This window comes from Streptomyces violaceoruber (assembly GCF_033406955.1).
GTDB lineage: Bacteria > Actinomycetota > Actinomycetes > Streptomycetales > Streptomycetaceae > Streptomyces > Streptomyces violaceoruber.
In genome coordinates, this window is sequence record NZ_CP137734.1 from 654,438 (window position 1) to 673,117 (window position 18,680).

The 18,680-nt window shown below is 70.5% G+C and carries 15 protein-coding genes; 6 read left to right on the plus strand and 9 right to left on the minus strand.

Going from position 1 to position 18,680, the window contains the following annotated elements; genetic code table 11:
- Positions 1 to 13 precede the first annotated feature (13 nt).
- Positions 14 to 616 carry a sigma factor-like helix-turn-helix DNA-binding protein gene (locus R2E43_RS03175; RefSeq protein ID WP_332055882.1) on the minus strand — a complete coding sequence of 201 codons (603 nt, stop codon included), beginning with the start codon at positions 614 to 616 and terminating at the stop codon, positions 14 to 16.
- A gap of 384 nt (positions 617 to 1,000) precedes the next feature.
- On the opposite strand from R2E43_RS03175, the gene R2E43_RS03180 reads away from it, so the two are divergent.
- Positions 1,001 to 1,747 (plus strand): SDR family oxidoreductase, encoded by a 747-nt coding sequence (locus R2E43_RS03180; protein ID WP_161270382.1) that lies wholly within the window; start codon positions 1,001 to 1,003, stop codon positions 1,745 to 1,747.
- Between the two features lie 203 nt (positions 1,748 to 1,950).
- Here the strand turns inward: R2E43_RS03180 and R2E43_RS03185 are convergent, their stop codons facing one another.
- Positions 1,951 to 2,838, minus strand: coding sequence for an aromatic prenyltransferase (locus tag R2E43_RS03185; protein ID WP_011031495.1), 888 nt, complete (start codon positions 2,836 to 2,838; stop codon positions 1,951 to 1,953).
- A gap of 315 nt (positions 2,839 to 3,153) precedes the next feature.
- Between R2E43_RS03185 and R2E43_RS03190 the strand changes: the two genes are divergently transcribed.
- The 3 genes from R2E43_RS03190 (at position 3,154) to R2E43_RS03200 (ending at position 9,627) form a co-directional block, all read left to right on the plus strand.
- On the plus strand, positions 3,154 to 3,417 hold the full coding sequence (locus R2E43_RS03190; RefSeq protein ID WP_011031494.1) for a DUF2630 family protein: 264 nt from the start codon (positions 3,154 to 3,156) through the stop codon (positions 3,415 to 3,417).
- A 300-nt stretch (positions 3,418 to 3,717) separates the two neighbouring features.
- A complete protein-coding gene (locus R2E43_RS03195; protein ID WP_332055883.1) occupies positions 3,718 to 7,437 on the plus strand; it encodes a S8 family serine peptidase in 3,720 nt (1,239 codons plus the stop codon).
- A gap of 180 nt (positions 7,438 to 7,617) precedes the next feature.
- On the plus strand, positions 7,618 to 9,627 hold the full coding sequence (locus tag R2E43_RS03200) for a CASTOR/POLLUX-related putative ion channel (RefSeq protein WP_332055884.1): 2,010 nt from the start codon (positions 7,618 to 7,620) through the stop codon (positions 9,625 to 9,627).
- A 31-nt stretch (positions 9,628 to 9,658) separates the two neighbouring features.
- On the opposite strand, the gene R2E43_RS03205 is transcribed toward R2E43_RS03200, so the two are convergent.
- The 6 genes from R2E43_RS03205 to R2E43_RS03230 form a co-directional block, all read right to left on the minus strand.
- Positions 9,659 to 9,880 (minus strand): hypothetical protein, encoded by a 222-nt coding sequence (locus tag R2E43_RS03205; RefSeq protein ID WP_231909024.1) that lies wholly within the window; start codon positions 9,878 to 9,880, stop codon positions 9,659 to 9,661.
- A 147-nt stretch (positions 9,881 to 10,027) separates the two neighbouring features.
- A complete protein-coding gene (locus R2E43_RS03210; protein WP_332055885.1) occupies positions 10,028 to 11,218 on the minus strand; it encodes an ABC transporter substrate-binding protein in 1,191 nt (396 codons plus the stop codon).
- Positions 11,215 to 12,270 carry a branched-chain amino acid ABC transporter permease gene (locus tag R2E43_RS03215; RefSeq protein WP_016327980.1) on the minus strand — a complete coding sequence of 352 codons (1,056 nt, stop codon included), beginning with the start codon at positions 12,268 to 12,270 and terminating at the stop codon, positions 11,215 to 11,217. Before R2E43_RS03215 ends, R2E43_RS03210 begins: the two co-directional genes overlap by 4 nt.
- Positions 12,267 to 13,139 carry a branched-chain amino acid ABC transporter permease gene (locus R2E43_RS03220; protein ID WP_016327979.1) on the minus strand — a complete coding sequence of 291 codons (873 nt, stop codon included), beginning with the start codon at positions 13,137 to 13,139 and terminating at the stop codon, positions 12,267 to 12,269. The genes R2E43_RS03215 and R2E43_RS03220 overlap by 4 nt, the downstream gene beginning before the upstream one ends.
- A 47-nt stretch (positions 13,140 to 13,186) precedes the next feature.
- Positions 13,187 to 13,900 carry an ABC transporter ATP-binding protein gene (locus R2E43_RS03225; RefSeq protein WP_030871874.1) on the minus strand — a complete coding sequence of 238 codons (714 nt, stop codon included), beginning with the start codon at positions 13,898 to 13,900 and terminating at the stop codon, positions 13,187 to 13,189.
- On the minus strand, positions 13,897 to 14,682 hold the full coding sequence (locus R2E43_RS03230; protein ID WP_011031486.1) for an ABC transporter ATP-binding protein: 786 nt from the start codon (positions 14,680 to 14,682) through the stop codon (positions 13,897 to 13,899). Before R2E43_RS03230 ends, R2E43_RS03225 begins: the two co-directional genes overlap by 4 nt.
- Positions 14,683 to 14,875: 193 nt before the next feature.
- Between R2E43_RS03230 and R2E43_RS03235 the strand changes: the two genes are divergently transcribed.
- Together R2E43_RS03235 and R2E43_RS03240 are read left to right on the plus strand one after the other, a co-directional pair.
- Positions 14,876 to 15,229 carry an antibiotic biosynthesis monooxygenase family protein gene (locus tag R2E43_RS03235; RefSeq protein ID WP_030871872.1) on the plus strand — a complete coding sequence of 118 codons (354 nt, stop codon included), beginning with the start codon at positions 14,876 to 14,878 and terminating at the stop codon, positions 15,227 to 15,229.
- A gap of 184 nt (positions 15,230 to 15,413) precedes the next feature.
- Positions 15,414 to 17,342, plus strand: coding sequence for an N-acetylmuramoyl-L-alanine amidase (locus tag R2E43_RS03240; protein WP_011031484.1), 1,929 nt, complete (start codon positions 15,414 to 15,416; stop codon positions 17,340 to 17,342).
- A 478-nt stretch (positions 17,343 to 17,820) separates the two neighbouring features.
- Here the strand turns inward: R2E43_RS03240 and R2E43_RS03245 are convergent, their stop codons facing one another.
- Entirely contained in the window at positions 17,821 to 18,336 is a 516-nt protein-coding gene (locus tag R2E43_RS03245; RefSeq protein ID WP_238363764.1) for a helix-turn-helix transcriptional regulator, read from the minus strand.
- Between the last annotated feature and the right edge of the window lie 344 nt (positions 18,337 to 18,680).

An 18,680-nucleotide genomic window follows, 5' to 3' on the forward strand; every position in this document is an offset into this window, starting at 1 on the left:
AGCGCCGGCCCGGTCATGCGGCCTCGTAGTCCTCGGCCCCGTCGCCCCCGCGCTTCTGACCGGCGGTGTCCTCGCGGCCTTGCCGGTCCGCGACGCGGTCCGTGGCGAGGTCCGTGGCGAGGTGCCGTCGCGCCCGGTGCACCAGGTGCCGGGCCTGGGCCTCGTCGACGCCGAGGACGGCAGCGATCTCGGCGTAGGGGGAGGACAGTGTCTCCCGCAGCACGAAGGCCGCCCGTTCCGCGAGGTCCAGCCGCTCGAGCATGAGCAGCACGTCGAACGCGACCGGCTTCGTGCCCTCGGCGCCGGTCGCGCCCCCGTTGCCGGTGTCCAGGGGCTCGGGCAGCCAGGGGCCGATGTACGACGCGCGTCGCGTCCTGGCGGAGAGCGCGGCGCGGATCGACAATCGGGTCGTGGCCGTGGTCAGGTACGCCTGTGGATCAGCCACCACCGCACGGTCGGTGGCCTGCCAGCGCAGCCGGACGTCCCGCACGACGTCCTCAGCCCGCGTGGTGCTGCCGAGCATGCCGTACGCGATCCTGAACAGTCGTGGCCCGTGCCGGGCGAAGACGTCCTCCGTCCGACCGGGTGGTCCGGTGGGCGGCTCACCGTCCGACACCGAGGGCTGCGCACGTCCCCGCCCGTCCCCACTGTCGTGTTGCCCAACCCTCTTGGCGCCCATCACTCCACGTTTCCTTCCCGAGACGAGTGGCCGAACAGGGGCCTCGTTCAGACGTCGTGGTACTTCATGGACCGAACCTACGCCGCCGTCGGAGGCGGTCGGGGCCATTGAGCGGGTCGGCAGTCATTCCGCAGTCATTCTCCGGTGAAGGGACCCGCATGTGGATCGCACGTGGAGGAATGAAGGAAAGGTGGCGGGAAACAGATCCCCCGCTACGCCGCCTGTCACAGGTGGCGCTCCCGCCCGGTCTTTGGTTACGTGAAGACCGCTCGGTCGCGGCGTCGGGTGCCGCTCCGGGAGAACTCTCTGAAAGGGCGTCCGATGAAGGTTGTAGTAGTCGGCGGAACCGGGCTCATCGGCTCGCAGGTCGTCACCAGGCTCGGCGAGCACGGGCACGAGGCGGTCCCGGCCTCCCCGAACACCGGCGTCAACACGATGACGGGCGAGGGCCTGGCAGAGGTACTGCGAGGCGCCTCGGTCGTCGTCGACGTGTCGAACTCTCCGTCGTTCGCCGACGACGCGGTCAAGGAGTTCTTCCGCGTCTCGACGTCCAACCTCCTGAAGGCCGAGGCGGAGGCCGGTGTCGGCCACCACGTGGCGCTCTCCGTCGTGGGGACCGACCGTCTCCAGGGGAGCGGCTACTTCCAGGCCAAGCAGGCCCAGGAGGACATGATCAAGGACTCCGGGATTCCGTACTCCATCGTGCACGCCACGCAGTTCTTCGAGTTCGCGAAGTCCCTGGCGGACTCGGCGACGGAGGGTGACACCGTGACCGTGGCCCCCATCAAGATCCAGCCCATCTTCTCGGGTGACGTGGCCGCGGCCGTGGGTCGTACGGCCGTCGGCGCGCCCGTCAACGGCACGGTCGAGGTCGCGGGTCCCGACGTGTTCCGGCTGGAGGACTTCATCCGCAAGGGCCTCGCGGTGCGGGACGACACCCGAACGGTCGTGACGGACCCGAACGGTCTCTACTGGGGTGCCGCACTTCAGGAGTCGGATCTGCTCCCCGGCGCCGACGCCCGCATCGCGGAGACCCACTTCGACGAGTGGGCAGCAGGGCAGCGCTAGGGGGTGTCGTTCGGATCAGGCCGGCCGCGGCCGACGGTGCCTTGTGGCGACCCCGGCAGGATCCGAACAACACCCGCTAGTCCCGCGTTCCGGGAACCGGCGGGATCTCGGGCCGGCCGGTGCCGGCACCGACCGGCAAGCACGGCCCCACGGAACGTTGCTTCCGAGGGGCCGTGCCTGCGATGGATGCGTGCGAGGGGCGATCAGCGGTTCCAGTAGCCGAAGACCCGGGACGCCGCATCACCGGTGTAGTCCGCCTCCATCTTCAGGTAACTCCCGCGGGCGCCGAAGGTGGGGTTGAAGATCAGCTCCCGCCGCTCGGCCTGCACCGGAGCCTCGGCGGCGAAGCGGGCGGCGAGCGGGTGCAGGTGGGAGGGGAACTCGCCGTCCCTCGACGGGACGGCGAAGCACAGCCTGCGGGCCTGCGGGGAGTTCCAGTCGAACGTGTAATAGACGTTGATCGCTCCCCGGCAGCGCTCGATCTCCTCGTTGTCCGGCGGGAGAGAACCCACGTCCCGGATCATCCTGGCCACTTCCTCCTGTTCGAAATAGCCGGGACTGACCATCTCGGAGTAGAGGTTCGTCGTGTTGTCGCGGAAATCGAAACCCATGATCGCGAATCGGTCGATACGAGCCTCGCCGAAACGTTCACGATGGTCACGCAGGGAATGTGGTGTGTTTTCGAGCGAGGCGATCTCACCGAATTCCAGGGGCTGCTCGAAGAACGCCCAGACCTTCTGTACGCCGTGTCCCACCGACGCGTCCAGCCCCCACCACAGCGGGATCTTCTCGGTGACCTCCGCGAGCAGCGACATGACGGCGGGATCGGCGTCGGGAAGAAGTCCGTGTGCTCGGGCGATCTCGACCGGATCATGGGGCGAATCCGGGTACATGTAACGGAAGTTCACACTGCGGTTGGCCGCTTCGTGTGTCGTGGTGCGGACCGTGATGGTTCCCGTGGCGAACTGCTCCGCGAAGACGTCGACCACCTGCTCGACGGCTCGTTTGTCGAAGGTGACCTCGGCAAGCTTCGCGTACGCCTCGAGGTCGGAAAGGAACAGAGCCAGATCCGTCGTTCTACCAGTAGGCATTGCTCTCCAGCTTCTTCCGGATCACATAGGGGTGCTTGTGCACATGACTCGCTCGTGGTCCGTGAACGCGACAGTCGCGCGTCCGGGGCCGCCCTGGCATCCACCAGTCTGACACAGTGTGACTTGAGCCTCATCCGGGCCACTCGGCCACCACACCATACTGGATTTCTTCACACTGTCTGAGCCGCACCCTTCGGGTTCACGGCGAGAAGAATGTCACGCGCTACATTTGCCCCCCGTCCATGACAATGAAGAGTGCGACCGACTGGCTTGTCGGCCGCACCTACAGCGGCAACCCATCGTTCAGGGAGAATCATGACCGGCTCCGAAGCCGACACCGAGGGACAGATCCTCGGTCGCATCAACGACATGATCCGTCAGGAGAAGGACCTGCGGGAGCAGCTTGCCGAGCAGGTGATCGACGAGTCGGCCGAACACGCTCGTCTGGCGCGTCTTGAGGTCGAGCTGGACCGGTGCTGGGACCTGCTCCGGCAGCGAAAGGCGCGGGTCGCCGCAGGTCAGGACCCCGACATTGTGCACGTTCGGCCCGCCTCACAGGTTGAGGACTACCTCTCCTGAAGCGGAGCCGGCTGTCGCGGCCGGCACAGGGAGGTGTCCGGGGGCTCAGGCGCGCTCGTCGAATGACGTCTCGGCGACCGCTGTGCGTGGCCGCCCACGGACGGTGCCGCGCTCCACGGTGTCCAGCGGTCGGTGAGCGGTGAACGGCGTCGTGTGACAGGAGGCGGGAGCCCTTCACACGGTGTGCGGGGTGGCCGTATGCTCACCGCGCTTCAGAGAGGCCGATCGTTCGTTCGGTGAACTTTGAAGTGCCCGGGGACGATCGTCCCTGTCCGGCGCGACCGCAGGAGATACAGACACTTGAAGCAACACCCAAGATGCTGGAGCGCGACGGCAGTTGCCGCCGTCTCGGTGCTCGTGTTCACGGGACCGTTCAGCGTACAGGCCGTGGCGGGGCCCAGCTCCGCACCCGCACTCGCCGCGCACGAGGCGCCCTCCTCCACCGGCGTCCCCACCGGGGAACACACGGTGACACTGATCACCGGAGACGTGGTGACCACCCGTCAGGGCTCGGGCGGAGCCGGTGGGACGGTCACCGTCCGGGACGCCGACGGAAAGCCCGCGTGGGCGCGTCTCACCGAGGCGGACGGTGACCTGTTCGTGTATCCGGAGTCCGCGCTGCCCTTCGTCGCCAAGGGCAGCCTCGACCGCGAACTGTTCAACGTCACCGGCCTGATCGGGGACGGGTACGACGACGCCTCCCGCGAGCGGCTCCCGCTGATCGTGTCGTACCGGAACGCGGCGGCGCACCGTACGGCCGCTGTCCCCGACGGCGCCCGCAAGGTGCGCGACCTCGCCAGTGTGCAGGGCGCCGCGCTCAGCGCCGACCGGGCGCGAGCCGCCGAGTTCTGGCGTTCCGTCACCGGGGAGGGCCCGGCAGGCGGCGGCGTCCGGGATTCAGGTACCGACGCCGCCTTCCGCGGCGGGGTCGCACACATCTGGCTCGACGCCCCGGTCGAGGCCGACCTGGCCGACAGCACCGCACAGATCGGCGCCCCGAGGGCCTGGGCCGGCGGCAACACCGGGCAGGGCGTGGAGGTCGCCGTGCTCGACACCGGCGTCGACGCCGGGCACCCGGACCTCGCCGACCGGATAGCGGCGCGGCAGAGCTTCGTACCGGACGAGAACACCGACGACCGCGACGGGCACGGCACCCACGTGGCGTCCACCATCGCCGGCACCGGTGCGGCCTCCGCCGGCAAGGAGAAGGGGGTGGCGCCCGGAGCACGGCTGAGTATCGGCAAGGTGCTGGACAACTCCGGGCGCGGGCAGATCTCCTGGACGCTGGCCGCCATGGAGTGGGCCACTGTCGAACGCCACGCGAAGATCGTCAACATGAGCCTGGGCTCCGGTGAGCAGTCCGACGGCAGCGATCCGATGAGCCGGGCCGTGGACCGGCTCAGCGCCCAGACCGGCGCGCTGTTCGTCGTCGCCGCGGGCAACGGGGGCGAGGCCGGCAGCATCGGCGCCCCTGGTGTGGCCACCTCCGCGCTGACCGTGGGCGCGGTCGACGCCACCGACACGCTGGCCCCGTTCTCCAGCCAGGGCCCCCGGGTCGACGGCGCGCTGAAGCCGGAGATCACCGCCCCCGGAGTCGGCATCCTCGCCGCCAACTCCTCCTTCGCCGCGGGCGGCAACGGTACGTACCAGAGCCTGAGCGGCACCTCGATGGCCACGCCGCACGTCGCCGGCGCCGCCGCTCTGCTCGCCGCCGCACGTCCCGACCTCAGCGGCAGCGCCCTGAAGGACGTCCTCGCCAGCAGTTCGCACCGCACTCCGCGGTACGACGCGTTCCAGGCCGGCAGCGGCCGGGTGGACGTCGACGCCGCGGTGCGCGCCGGGGTGTACGCCTCGGCGACCGCCTACGCCCCGGGCAGCTCACCGGGCCCCGTGCGGCGCCCGGTGGCGTACACGAACACCACCGGCACCGCGGTCACCCTGGAGCTGTCGGTCGCGGCGACGCACGCGCCCGAGGGGATGTTCCGGCTGTCCGCCTCCCGCGTCACCGTCCCGGCGCACGGCACCGCCGATGTCACGCTGACGATCGACGGCTCGGGCTCGGCCGGTGGCCGCGCCTACAGCGGCCAGATCCTCGCGACGGACGCCGACGCGCGGAACGTGGCGCACACCGCGGTGTCCGCGGGTCCGGTCCGGCACAAGCTGACGGTGCACTTCAAGGACGCGGACGGCAACCCCGTGCCGGGCGTGTTCGACCTGCTGAAGTCGGGGGACTCCGAGTCGCTCCCCGTCCTCGTCGGGGACAGCGGCACAGCCGAGCTGTACCTGCCCGAGGACACCTACTCGGCCCTCGCCTTCAAGACCGTCCCCGGCGTCCACGGCCCCCATTCGTGGGGCATGGCGCTGCTCGGGGACCCCGAGGTCCGGCTGACGGAGGACACCGCGGTCACCTTCGACGCGAGCCGGGTCGAGCGCATCGAGACGACGGTGCCCCAGCGGACCGAGGCGACCTACCAGCGGCTGGACTACCAGCGCTCCATGGGAGGGACGACGTACCGGACGGGCTTGGAGACGCAGACCGCGTACGACAGCCTGTGGGCGCAGCCGACCACCCACAAGGTGACCCACGGCGACTTCCTCGTCAACGCCCGCTGGCGCAAGGAGCAGCCCGCGCTGACGGTGTCCACCCGGACCACGGACTTCACGGACGTCCTGCGCCAGGGCGGTGTCACCGCACTGCCGAAGGGCACGCGCACACTGCCGTTGGTCTTCGCGGGCGACGGCGCCGCCGCCGAGTACGCCCGGCTCGACGCCCGCGGCAAGGCGGTGGTGGTACGCCGCGACGACGATGTCGCCGACGGCGTCCAGGCGGCCAACGCCGTGGCCGCGGGGGCCACACTGCTTCTGGTGGTCAACAACGAGGACGGCCGTGCCCTGCGCGGCTACGGCGAGCCCTTCGGGCCGCCCGTGGCCCTCGACGTCGCGCTGCTGAGCACCGACGAGGGCGAGAAGCTCGCCGCCCAGGCGAAGGTACGCGGTGCGCGGGTCACCGTGACCTCCCGACCGGTCAGCCCCGACGTGTACGACCTCCTGGCGAGCTGGCACAACGAGATCCCTACCCGGATGACCTCCCGGGCGGACTCCCGCTCCCTGGCCCGGGTCGACGTGGCCTTCGACAGCCCGCTGCCCGGCGGGTCCGGCGGGGAGTTCCGCTACGACTGGGTCCCTGGCAGCGGCTGGACCTTCGGAGGCCCGCAGCCCGAGCCCGTCAGCGGCACCCGTACCGACTGGGTCTCCACCGGTGACTACCGCTGGAACCAGGAGGCGTACGCGGGAGGCGTGATCTACGAGATCGGCGCCAAGACGGCCTACCGGCCCGGCAGCCGCCAGTCGGAGGAGTGGTTCGGGCCCGTCGAACGACCCCACCTCAACGACGCGTACCGTTCGCCCCTGCGCATCGGTGACTCGATGGCCATCGACGTCCCCGCCTGGGGCAGCCGGGACCACATCGGCCTCAGCCAGGACGACACCGGTACGACCACGCAGCACATGACCCTGTCCCAGGGCGGCACGACCCTCGGGGAGGGAGTCTTCTCACTCGTCGAGGGCAAGGCTCCGGGACCCGGGAAGCTGCCCTACCGGCTCGTCGTCACCGGTGAGCGCGAGGCGCCGTTCACGCCGTACTCCTCGGCGACCCGGACCCAGTGGGACTTCGTCTCCGCTGCCGCCGCCGACCCGGAGGCCAGGACCGTGCTGCCGCTCGTGCAGCTCGACTACCGTGTCGACGTCGACGGCGCCGGCCGCGCCAAGCGGCACACCACGGTGACCGTGACGGCCGCGCACCTGCCCGACTCCGCGCCCGTCGGCCGCCTCGGCGCACCCGCCCTGGAGCTGTCCTACGACGACGGCCGCACCTGGCACCGCGCCGCCCGCACCGGGGACGGCGGGTTCCGCCTCGATGCCCCGAGCAGGGCGGAGTTCGTCACGGTGCGCGCCAGTGCGCGGGACACCCTCGGCAACACCATCCACCAGACGGTCACCCGGGCCTTCGGCCTCCGCTGACCCGACGTCACCCCGGCAGGACAACGGGCTGCGGCTCCGGGCAGCGCTGCCCGTGGCCGTAGCCCGCCGTGCCATTCCCTAACGGGTGAATATCCCCGTGGCACGGTGTGTCGCGGCTCTCGCATCAGCACTCTTCCGCTGATGGCTCACGCGGTGCGCGGGGCAGTAGGGGGTACACATATGGGGCGTCGGCGGGCGGTTTCATGGCGACACCGAGCGCGTTATGCCTTCGACCGGACACTGGCCCGAAGCACCGGGGCACTGCTCGGCTGGCTGGCCGCCTGCTGTCTGGCGATCGTCGTTCCCGTCAGCACCCTCCTGGTGTGGACCGACCCGCGGGCACCCCGCTCCCTGACGGAACGGCTCGTGGCGGTGTGGCGTACGAGCGCCGAGACCCTTCGCCTCGGCGGGGTGACCGGTGCGCCGCTCCGGATGCTCCTGTCGGTGTTCCTCGGACTGATCGCCCTGCTGTGTGTCTCCACCCTGGTGGGTGTGATCACGACCGGGCTGGGTGACCGCCTGGAAGAACTGCGCCGGGGTCGGTCCAGGGTGCTGGAGAAGGGGCACGCGGTGGTGCTCGGCTGGTCCGACCAGGTCTTCACCGTGGTCGGTGAGATGGTCATCAGCCAGGTCGGCAGGGTGCGGGGGGCCGTCGCGGTGCTCGCCGATCGCGACTCCGCCGTGATGGCCTCGGACCTGAACGCGGCGCTGGGAGTGACTCGCGGAGTACGCGTCGTCTGCCGTACCGGCGCCCCGATCGACCCCGCTGCCCTCGCGCTGCTCACTCCTGCCGCGGCGCACTGCGTCCTGGTGCTGCCGGGCGACGACGACGCCGACGACGCGGAAGTGGTCCGGGTGCTGTTGGCCCTGCGAGCCCTGCTCGGCGCCGGGGCGGGCCCGCCGGTGGTGGCCGCCGTGCGCGACGAGCGGTTCCTGACCGCGGCCCGGCTCGCTGCCGGACCGCGGGGCTTCGTCCTGGACGTCGAGTCCACCGCGGCGCGGCTGCTCGTCCAGGCCGCCCGGCACCCCGGCCTGGTACGGGCGTTGCGGGACCTTCTCGATCTCACGGGCGCCGAGTTCCACGTGGTCCATGCGCCGGACGCCCTGGGGCTGACGTTCGCCGAGATCTCGTCGCGGTACGAGGAGGCCTGTGCCGTCGGGTACCTGGCGGCCGACGGTCGTGCTTTGCTCACACCGGCGTCCGGCGCGCGATGTGGCCCCGGGGACCGTTTGATCGTCGTCGCGCGGGACGACCGGCCGCCCGTCGCGAAGCGGGAGGGCACCGCTGTGGATCCCACCGTCATGGCGGACCGGCCCGACCGGCAGCGGTCCTTCTCGAAGACGCTGCTGCTGGGGTGGAACCGTCGCGCTCCACTGGTCATGGAGTTGCTCTGCCGCACCGCCCAGCCGGGCTCGCACCTGCACGTCGTCAGCGGTGCCGACGACGGACCGGTGACCGCGGGGGCCGTGGGCCCCACCGACGACGAACGGGTCGCCGTGACGTACCACGTCGGGGAGCCGACCCGACCCGACACGCTGCGCGCGCTCGACCTGTTCGGCTACGACAGCGTGATCGCGCTCGCACCGGACGCGGGTCCGCACCGGGCCCGGCCCGACGACCAGCTGCTGCTCACGCTGCTGAACCTGAGGGCCGTCGAGGAGGAGACGGGACGGGCCCTGCCCGTCGTCGCCGAACTGACCGACCACCGCAGCCTGGCACTGGCCCCGCTGGGCCCGGAGTGGGACGCTGTCGTGCGCGGCGAGCTGACCTCCCTGGTCATGACCAGGATCGCGCAGAACACCGGCATGGCCGCCGTGTTCGAGGAGCTCTTCGCCGCACGGGGTGGCGCCCTGGCCCTGCGCCCGGCCTCCCACTACGTACTCCCCGGACGGGTCGCGTCCTTCGCCACCGTGGTGGCGTCCGCCCTCACGCGTGGGGAGTGCGTGATCGGGTACCGGGCGCACGACGCACGCACCCCGCGCCGGGAGGCCGACGTGCGCCTCGCCCCTGGCAAAGCGGAACGACGTGTCTGGACTTCCTCGGACGAGATCCTGGTCGTGACCCCGCCGGACGCGGGTGCCCGCCGCCCAGGTACCGCATCCGACGAGCTGCCGACGCGTCCGGACATGCTCCCGGAAGCCCGGCGGGGCACGGAAGACAGACCTGCGCGCGGCCCCGCTCCCGAATGAGGTCATGACGTGGCCGTGCTCCGGGCAGCGGTCAGGCCGCTGTCCGGCGGGTGAGGGCCGGCAGTGTCCTGGTCCTGATCCGCCGGTAGGTCGCGAAACCGTGCACGGTCACCGCTGCCCAGATGACGGTACTGAGCAACGGCCACCACAGCTCGCGTCCCTGCGCACCCTCGACCAGCTTCACGACCGAGTTCAGCGCCCAGCCGACGGCGAGGAAGAGAGCCGCCCACCTGGCCCACCGCCAGATCGCCATGGTTCCTCGCGCACGGGATTCCTGCCGAGTCCGTTCCCTGTGCCGAAGTTGTGTGTCCACCATGACTGTTCGTCTGCCCGTCATCCGGCGTCGTCTCCTCGCCTTGGCAAGGAAGGCCGAAAACCACGGGTGGCCCTCAGCCGCCCGTCAGTTCGCCAGATGCCAGTCGCCGTCACGTACCACGAGTACGCCGAGCGACTCCGGCTGGAGACCGGAGTGCTCCTTCGCCGAGTTCCGGATCGGGCCGGACACTCCGTCGAATCCGATCGTCTCGATCGTGTCGCGCAGCTCGGCACCGTCCGTGCTGCCCGACTTGGCGATGGCGTCGCGCAGCATCAGGGCGGCGTCGGCCGCGAAGGAGGCGAACCCGGAGTAGTCCTGGTACCGGTCCGTGTAGCGCGCCACCCACTGCTTCTGGTTCCGCACGCTGTCACCGCCCGAGGTGACGTCACCGATCGCCAGGACGCGGGGGAAGACCATGTGGACGCCCTCCGCGGCTCCTTGAGCACCCTTGACGAAGAGTTCCGCACCGGCGCCGGCATCCAGATAGACACCACCGTCGAATTCCGCGTCCCGAAGGTTCTTGGCGATGATCCCGGCAACCGGCATGACCGCCCAGACCACCACGGCCTCGGGTCGGTCGTCGACCAGGCGTTTCGCCTGGACGCTCATGTCCTTGTCCTCCTGGCCGAACTGCTGCGTGCCGGTGACCTCGATGCCGGCCTTCTTCGCCTGGGCCAGGACCGCGGCCCGGCCCTCCTGCCCGTAGGGGTTGTCGACGTTGAGCAGGCCGACACTCTTCACCCCCTTCTTCTTCAGATCGGCCAGCAGCACTTCGGCGTCCTGGGCGGGGTTGGGCGAGATCTTGAAGGTGTACTGACGTTCCGCCACCGGGTCGGTGATCGCCGTTGCCGAGGCCAGCGAGATCAGTGGCACCTTGCGCTTCTCCACGATGCTGGTGACCGGGACGGTGCACGCCGAGCAACCACCCGTGATCACCGCCACGACATGATCGTTGTTGATCAGGTCGTTGACGTTGGTGATGTTCTGCGCGGGCTTGGTCTGGTTGTCCTTGACGATCAGCCGGAGCTTGCGTCCGCCCAGCACTCCGCCCTGCTCGTTGATCGAGTCCACCTGGAGTTCGAGGGCCTTCTTGTACGCCGTGCCGATGCTCTGTGTCGGCCCCGACAACTCCAGGCTGGCGCCGATCGCGATGTCTCGACCCTTCGACCGCCCGCCGGTCCCGTCGTCCTCCTCGGACGCGGCGCAGCCGGTGAGCCCCAAGGCGCCGACGAGGATCGCGCCGGTCAGCGCCAACGAGGTACCTGTACGGATCACTGTGTCCCTCTTTCCTGAGTACGAGCCGTCGTGGCGGGGGCAGGACCGTCCTGCCGCTTCCGAACCGACCGCTCTCTGCGGACCGCCGTCACGCCACCCACCCCTCGGGGCAGGAACAGCAGCACGGCTATCAACGCGATCCCGTAGACGATGATGTCGAAATTCCCGGTAGCGGACGGGAACACCTTCGGGATCAAGTCCTTGGACGCCTCGGAGAACGTGACGATCACCAGCGCACCGAGCGGCGCGCCCCACGGGGTGCGCAGTCCCCCGACCGAGGCGATGACGAGCAGTTGCACGGAGTTGAGGAGTCCTGCCTGACCGGAGTCCATGAAGGACGACCAATGGGCGTACAGACTGCCCGCGACCGAGGCGAGCCCGGCCGCGAGCGCCAACGCGCCCCGGCGCAGCGCGGCGGCCGACACCCCGGCGGCCTCCGTCGCCACGGGGCTGTCGCCCAGCGCGCTCAGCGCGTCCCCTGCGGGGGACCGCAGCAGCGCGTCCACGGACAGCACGGCGACCAGCAGCACGCCGGCCACGAGGTAGTAGACCGACAGGTCGGTGTCCAGCTCCACACCGAACGGCGCCAGCGACGGAATGCCCGCGAGGCCGTTCGAGGCGCCGGTCAGCGGCAGTTGATTGGCCAGGGAGCTGACCACCAGACCGAACGACAGGGTCGCCAGCGCCAGGTACTGGCCCTGCGCCCGGAAGATGAACAGCCCCACGACATAGGCCACGGCCATGGCCAGCGCGGCCCCGGCGGTCAGCGCGAGCAGGGCGTTGACGTGCCATCTGCCGGTGAGGATCGCGGAGGTGTACCCGCCGACGGCGAAGAAGGCGGCCTGCCCGAGGGAGATCTGACCGGCCCGGCCGACCAGCGGAACGAGGCCCAGGGCCGCCGTGGCCTGCAGACACATCAGCACGGCGACCGACATCGTGTAGAAGGGCACCCTCGTGAAGACGGCGGGGACCGTCAGCAGCAGTACGACGAAGACGGCGTACCCGGCGGCACGGGAGCCGACCAGGGCGCGTGCCCGGTGCGACACGTTCATACCCGCACCACCGACGCCCGGCGCAGCAGCCCGGTGGGCCGCAGCAGCAGCACCGCGAGCAGCAGCCCGTAGGTGAGCGTGTCCTTGTACTCGCTGCTGAGATATCCGGTGGCGAACGCCTCCACCAGTCCGACCAGCAGCCCGCCGGCCACGGCGCCCGCCGGGGAGACGAGTCCGCCGATGACCGCCGCGGTGAAGCCCTTGAGCCCGAAGGGGACGCCCACGGACGCGTCCGGCGGCTGGAGCGGAGCCAGGAACACTCCGGCGAGCGCGCCGAGCGCCGCGGCCAGGGTGAACGCCAGCAGGCTCATCCGGGCCGGCGAGACACCCACGAGGCGGACCGCCTCCGGCTCCATGGCCGTGGCGCGCATCGCGGTGCCCCACAGGGTTCTGGTGAGGAACAGCCACATCAGCAGGACCGCCACCCCGGTGGCCACCCCGCACCACACGTACTGGCGGACCACATGGGCGCCGAACACCTCGAACGCGCGGCCCTCGGAGAAGGACGGGACGAAGTGGGAGTCGGGGCCGAACACGAGGAGCGCCGCGCCCTCAAGGGTCACCGAGGCGCCGATCGTCAAGATGATGAGCCGTTCGCCGTCGGCGTCCCGGGCTCGTCGGGCGACGACGAGATCCAGCAGGGCACCGACGGCGGCGGTGGCGGCGATCGCGGTCAGGGCCGCCGCCCACAGGGGCGTGCCCGCCTCGTGCAGCACCGCGCAGCCCAGCCCGCCGAGCATGACGAAGTCGCCCTGCGCGAAGTTGATCACGCCGGTGACTTGGTACACCAGGGCGACCCCAAGCCCGACCAGTGCGTAGGTGGTGCCGGCTCCGAGTCCGGAGAGGGTGAAGTCGAAGAACTGCGACATGCGTGGCTACCGGATTCCGATCCTGAGTGACTGCGGTGCGGGAGCGTTCATCCGACGGGCCCTCCCAAGTAGGCCCGGACGACCCTGGGGTCCTCGCTCAGTCGGCCGACGGGTCCCGATGCCACGAGTTCTCCCCGCTCCATGAGGTGTCCGCGCTGTGCCACCCGGAAGGCGACGCTCGCGCTCTGCTCGACCAGGACCAGCGTCGTGCCACGCACGGCCAGTTCCACCAGTGCGTCGGTCACCAGCCGGACCGCCTGCGGGGCGAGCCCCAGCGACGGCTCGTCCAGCAGCAGCAGTCTCGGTCGGCTCATCAGGCCTCGGCCGATGGCCACCATCTGCTGCTCGCCGCCCGACAGAGTGCCCGCGGGCTGCCGTCGGCGGGCGACGAGTGCCGGGAAGAGGTCGTAGACCGCGTCCAGTCCGGCCGCGGCCCGGTCCGCCGCGTAGCCGCCCAGCCGCAGGTTCTCCTCGACGGTGAGCCCGGCGAACACGTGACGGCCCTCGGGAACGAGCACCAGCCCCGCTCGCGCCCGCTGCTCCGCCGGCCAACGGGTGACGTCCGTGCCGTCGAACTCGACGGTCCCCCGCCAGGGACGGGACAGGCCCGCCAGGGTGCGCAACAGCGTGGACTTTCCGGCACCGTTGGGTCCGATCACGGTCACGGCCTGCCCGGCATCCACCGAGACGTCCACTCCGTGCAGGGCCTCGATCCGGCCGTATCCGGACACCAGCCCGGTGGCCCGCAGCAGTTCGCTCACGTCTCCTCACCCAGGTATGCGGCGCGCACCACGGGGTCGGCCGCGATCTGCTCGGATGTGCCGTCCGCCAGCAGCCGGCCATGGTCCAGGACCAGCACCCGGTCCGACACCGCGAAGACACCGGCGACATCGTGCTCGACCATCAGTACGGTCACACCTTCCGCCGCGATGTCCGTGAACAGTGCCGTCAGACCGGCGCTTTCCGCGCGCGCGAGGCCTGCGAGAGGTTCGTCCAGGAGCAGCAGTGCGGGGTCTCCCGCCAGCGCCCTCGCGATCTCCACCCGGCGCTGGAGTCCGTAGGCCAGGCTCTCCGCGGGGAGGTGTGCGTAGGGCCCGAGCCCTACCCTGTCCAGCAGCTCACCGGCCGTGCGGCGCTCGGCCTCGACCCGCTTCCTGGAGCCGGCCAGACCCAGGACGTGGCCCAGGGAGAGGTGCACACTTCGAGCGGTGCGCGGCAGCATGACGTTCTGCAGCACGGTCAGCGAGCCGAAGATCTGAAGGTTCTGGAAGGTCCTGGTCACCCCCAGGCGGGCGGTGCGCACGGGGCCGGCTCCGGTCAGATCGCGGCCGTTCACGCGAATGGTTCCGGATGTCGGAGGTGTCACCCCGGAGAGAGCGTTCAACAAGGTTGTCTTTCCTGCACCGTTGGGGCCGATCAGCCCGATCACGCCACCGCTGGAGTGGGAGAGGGTGAAGTCGTCCACGGCCTTCACCCCGCCGTAGCGCACCGTGAGTGCGGACACCTCGACCGACGTGGTCACCGGCCGCCTCGGGCGGCGCATATGGCTGGCACTGTTCTCCTACAAGTCTGTTGACCACCAGATGGGTCAGACCTCAACTCGCGCCGAGAGCGGCGCTATTGGTCACCACTAAGACCGTTGGCGCGCAGTGGTTGTGACACCTCGGCAGGAAGATCCCTGTTGAGAGGGTTTCGACCGCTCGTCACAGGGGCGAGCCGTCGCTTGTCGAATGGACATGACCGACTCACTGAACTCGAAGACGCACACCGCCGATCCGGTCGTCCTCATCAAGACCTACACCGTGCCGTCGGAGGAGGCCGACTACTTCACCGAGGCGTACCAGGAGAACGCCCGGATCATGTCGACGCAGCCCGGATTCATCCGCTCCCGGCTGCACCGCCCCCTGGCCGACGCCCCGGAGACGCGGTTCGTTCATGTCGCCGAGTGGTCCTCGGGCACCGAACTCGACCGGGCCACGGGCAATCAGGAGTGGCACGCCGCTCTCAAGCGCCTGTTCGACGACCCGGAACTCCACATCACGTCGGAGCCGGCGAGCTATCGCGTCGTCGTCGAGTTCCGTCCTTCCTGACGCAGACCCGACCGTCACGTCACTGTCACAACACACGGTGTTGAACCGTGCGGATTCTCGTGGCACCTACAAGCAGCTTCGCCCTATAGTCATCCTCGCATCGAGTTGCCCTGCGCCGACGGCCTGCCACGGCCGCCGGTCGGCGTGCCTCGATGCCCGTTACTTCTTCATAAGGAGCATCAGCTTGCACAAGTCACGAAGGGCAGCCGCTCTGCCCGTCGGTGTCACGGTGGGCGCACTCGTCGCGGGTGGCCTGTTGGCCATGTCGGGCGCGGCACAGGCCGACACGGCGAGTGACGCCTCGGACAAACGCCAGGAGGCCCTGCTCGCCGCGGCGGACGAGTACCACATCCCGCCCGCCGTCCTGCTCGCCCTGTCCCACCAGGAATCGGCGTGGGACGGACACGGCGGTCTGCCGAGCACCGACGGCGGCTACGGGCCGATGAACCTCACCGACGTCACCCCCGCCATGCTGGCCGGCGGCGGTGCCGGTGCCGCCGGCCGGGCCGACGTCGAGACCCTCGCCGCCGACCCCGCCCTCCACACACTGCGCCAGGCCGCGGAGCTGACCGGACTGTCGGCGCGGGACCTGCGCGAGGACGACGCCGCGAACATCCGGGGCGGCGCAGCGCTGCTGGCCTCGTACGAGCGGGACCTGGTCGGTGCGACGCCCACGGACCCCGGCGAGTGGTACGGGGCCGTGGCCCGCTACAGCCAGGCCAAGCAGGAGAAGGCGGCGGCGAGCTTCGCCGACCGCGTCTTCCGCACGATGCGGGGCGGTGCCTCGGCCACGACCCCGGACGGCCAGCGCCTGCGCCTTGCTGCCGGCCCCTCGGTCACCCCCGACCGGCGGCAGATCGACGCACTGCACCTGAAGAAGGCGTCCACGGCGGCCGCTGTCGAATGCCCCGCGACCGTCGACTGCACCTTCGTCGCCGGCTCTCCGGTCGGCGGGCAGGTGGCCGACCGGCCCACGAACGGCATCCGCATCGACACGATCGTCATCCACGACCTGGAGTCCACCTACGACGCCGGTGTCGCGGGTCTGGCCAACCCCACGAACCCCGCCTCGACCCACTACGTCATGTCGTCGTCCGGTGCGGTCACCCAGATGGTCCCGACCAAGGACATCGCCTTCCACGCCGGAAACTACTCGACCAACCTGCACTCCATCGGGATCGAGCACGAAGGCTTCGCCGCCCACGGCGCCGCCTGGTACACGGAGTCGCAGTACCAGGCCACGGCCGACCTGGTGAAATACCTGGCCGAGCGCTTCGGCGTACCGCTGGACCGGCAGCACGTCATAGGCCATGACAACGTTGCCGGGCCGAACTCGGCGCTGGTCGCCGGCATGCACTGGGACCCCGGCTACGCGTGGGACTGGAACCACTTCATGAGCCTGCTCGGGGCGCCGGTCAGCGGTCTGCCCGAGGTGCCGCAGCCGGGCGAGGTCGTGGCGATCACGCCCTCGTTCACGGAGAACGTGCAGACCTTCCAGGTGTGCCCCTCCGACGACCCCACCGGGCAGACGCCCACCTGCACCGAACGGCAGCAGCAGGCCAACTTCGTCTACCTGCGCACCGCCCCCGACGAGACCGCCCCGCTCTTCGGCGACCAGGCGATCCACGGCACCGCCGCGGGTACCGACCGGGTGAACGACTGGGGCAGCACGGCACAGGCCGGTCAGCAGTTCGTGGTGGCCGAGGTGCGGGAGGACTGGACCGCCGTCTGGTTCAGCGGGGCCAAGGTGTGGTTCCACAACCCGGGCGGCACCAACACCCGTGTCCGGTACGGTGTGAAGATCATCAAGCCCGCCGGGAGCACGCCGGTGGCACTCTACGGCTCCAGCTATCCCGACAAGGCCGAGTATCCGGCCGGTCTCGGCGCCTCCACGCAGGCCCCGCTGAGCATGTACTCCATCCCGGCCGGACAGGCGTACGTGGCCACCCAGGACGCCTCGGCCACCGACGACTACTTCCCGTCCAGCGGAGCGGTCGTCATCGGCGGGAAGAAGATGTACACCGTGCAGTACAACCACCGCGTCGCACTCGTCTACGCGAACGGTGTCACCGCGACCACGGCGACGCACCACTGGGAGAACGGCGGCGTCTGACCGTCGGCACGTCGCCGTCGTCAGCGGCGACGTGACCTCCCTTTCCGGCGTCGTCCCGATCCGGGCTACGCTCCCGCCCGCGGTCGGGTGGCCTTCCTCGAAGGTCACCCGGCCGCGGGCGTTCCGCTGCCGGACACCGCTCCCCCTCCGGACGGCGCCCGGTCGGGGTCCGGGGCGTGAACGGACGGTGTCCAGGAGGTCGCCGTCCGAGGGCTTGCCGGTGCGCAGGGCCCACAGGCTGTCGTAGCCGGTCCCGACCGTCGTGGTGTCGTTGATCGGGGGTGTGCCGTCCGCGAACGACCGGCTGGAGTCCGGTCCGGCGTAGGGGACTTGACTGGGTCGGGGGTGTCCTGAGCCGGGTCTGCCGCAGCCCGGTGCAGCCGAGCGTCAGCGACCGGTCGGTGTCACGCACCTCGACGTGGGGCCCCAGGTGTGTGTGCCGGACGACGCGGCCGGAAGAGGTCTCGCGTCCGGCCGCTCACAGCCAGTTGCGGCGGGCTGCCGCCACGCCGGCACCGAACCGGTTGGTGGTGCCCAGTTCCGCGTACAGGTTCTGGATCCGGCGGCGCAGGGTCCGGGTCGAGACGCCGAACTGGCGGGCGATGGCGTCGTCCTTGACACCGGCGGCGAAGAGGGCCAGCAGCTGGCGCTCCTCCTCGGTCGGCCGCCGCGCGCCGCCGACCGGACCGGCTCTGTCCGGTGCCGGTGCCGCCGAGGTGTCCGCCGCGCTCAGACGGGCGGCGGCGGCCCAGTAACGGTCGAAGAGTTCGGACAACACCTCGATCAGGGGCGGCGCCTCGGTGTAGAGGCAGTCGGTGCTGCCTCCTTCCAGGGTCAGCGACACCATGGCCACCGAGCGGTCGACCAGGACGAGCTTGACGGGCAGCGCGGGCACCACTCGGGCCTCCTCGCCACGGGAGACCAGGCTGCCGAGGTCCTGCCAGCCACCGTCGTCGTCGAAGCTGGCGGCGGCGTAGACGGCCCGTACCCGCACCCCGCGGCGGATCGCGGCCTCGTCCAGCGGCTCGTTGGGAGCCAGCAGGTAGGGCGGGCGTGCAGCTCGCAGATCTCGCGCCGGGCGGCCTGTTTGAGCCGGTAGTAGCAGTCCCCGACCTCCTCCGCGCCGCTGATGGTCCGGGTGTCCGGCTGGGGAGTGCCCGACCTCCGTGCCTCGTCGAAGAGTTCACCGAGTGAGCTGGCGGCGTCGCGCACGGCCGCCAGTTGCCGGGTACGCGACTCCACCAGGGCGGCGAGCGCGTGTCGCGGATCCACGGTCTGGTACTCGCCGGAGGAGCGACGGCTGAGCAGTCCGCTGCGGTGCAGGCGGTCGAGCTGGGC

What these genes read in the sequence shown, in the direction of transcription:
- R2E43_RS03180 (WP_161270382.1), top strand. Translation starts at nt 1,001, where the DNA reads ATGAAGGTTGTAGTAGTCGGCGGAACCGGGCTCATCGGCTCGCAGGTC.
- R2E43_RS03185 (WP_011031495.1), bottom strand. Translation starts at nt 2,838, where the DNA reads ATGCCTACTGGTAGAACGACGGATCTGGCTCTGTTCCTTTCCGACCTC.
- R2E43_RS03190 (WP_011031494.1), top strand. Translation starts at nt 3,154, where the DNA reads ATGACCGGCTCCGAAGCCGACACCGAGGGACAGATCCTCGGTCGCATC.
- R2E43_RS03200 (WP_332055884.1), top strand. Translation starts at nt 7,618, where the DNA reads ATGGGGCGTCGGCGGGCGGTTTCATGGCGACACCGAGCGCGTTATGCC.
- R2E43_RS03205 (WP_231909024.1), bottom strand. Translation starts at nt 9,880, where the DNA reads ATGGCGATCTGGCGGTGGGCCAGGTGGGCGGCTCTCTTCCTCGCCGTC.
- R2E43_RS03215 (WP_016327980.1), bottom strand. Translation starts at nt 12,270, where the DNA reads ATGAACGTGTCGCACCGGGCACGCGCCCTGGTCGGCTCCCGTGCCGCC.
- R2E43_RS03220 (WP_016327979.1), bottom strand. Translation starts at nt 13,139, where the DNA reads ATGTCGCAGTTCTTCGACTTCACCCTCTCCGGACTCGGAGCCGGCACC.
- R2E43_RS03230 (WP_011031486.1), bottom strand. Translation starts at nt 14,682, where the DNA reads ATGCGCCGCCCGAGGCGGCCGGTGACCACGTCGGTCGAGGTGTCCGCA.
- R2E43_RS03235 (WP_030871872.1), top strand. Translation starts at nt 14,876, where the DNA reads ATGACCGACTCACTGAACTCGAAGACGCACACCGCCGATCCGGTCGTC.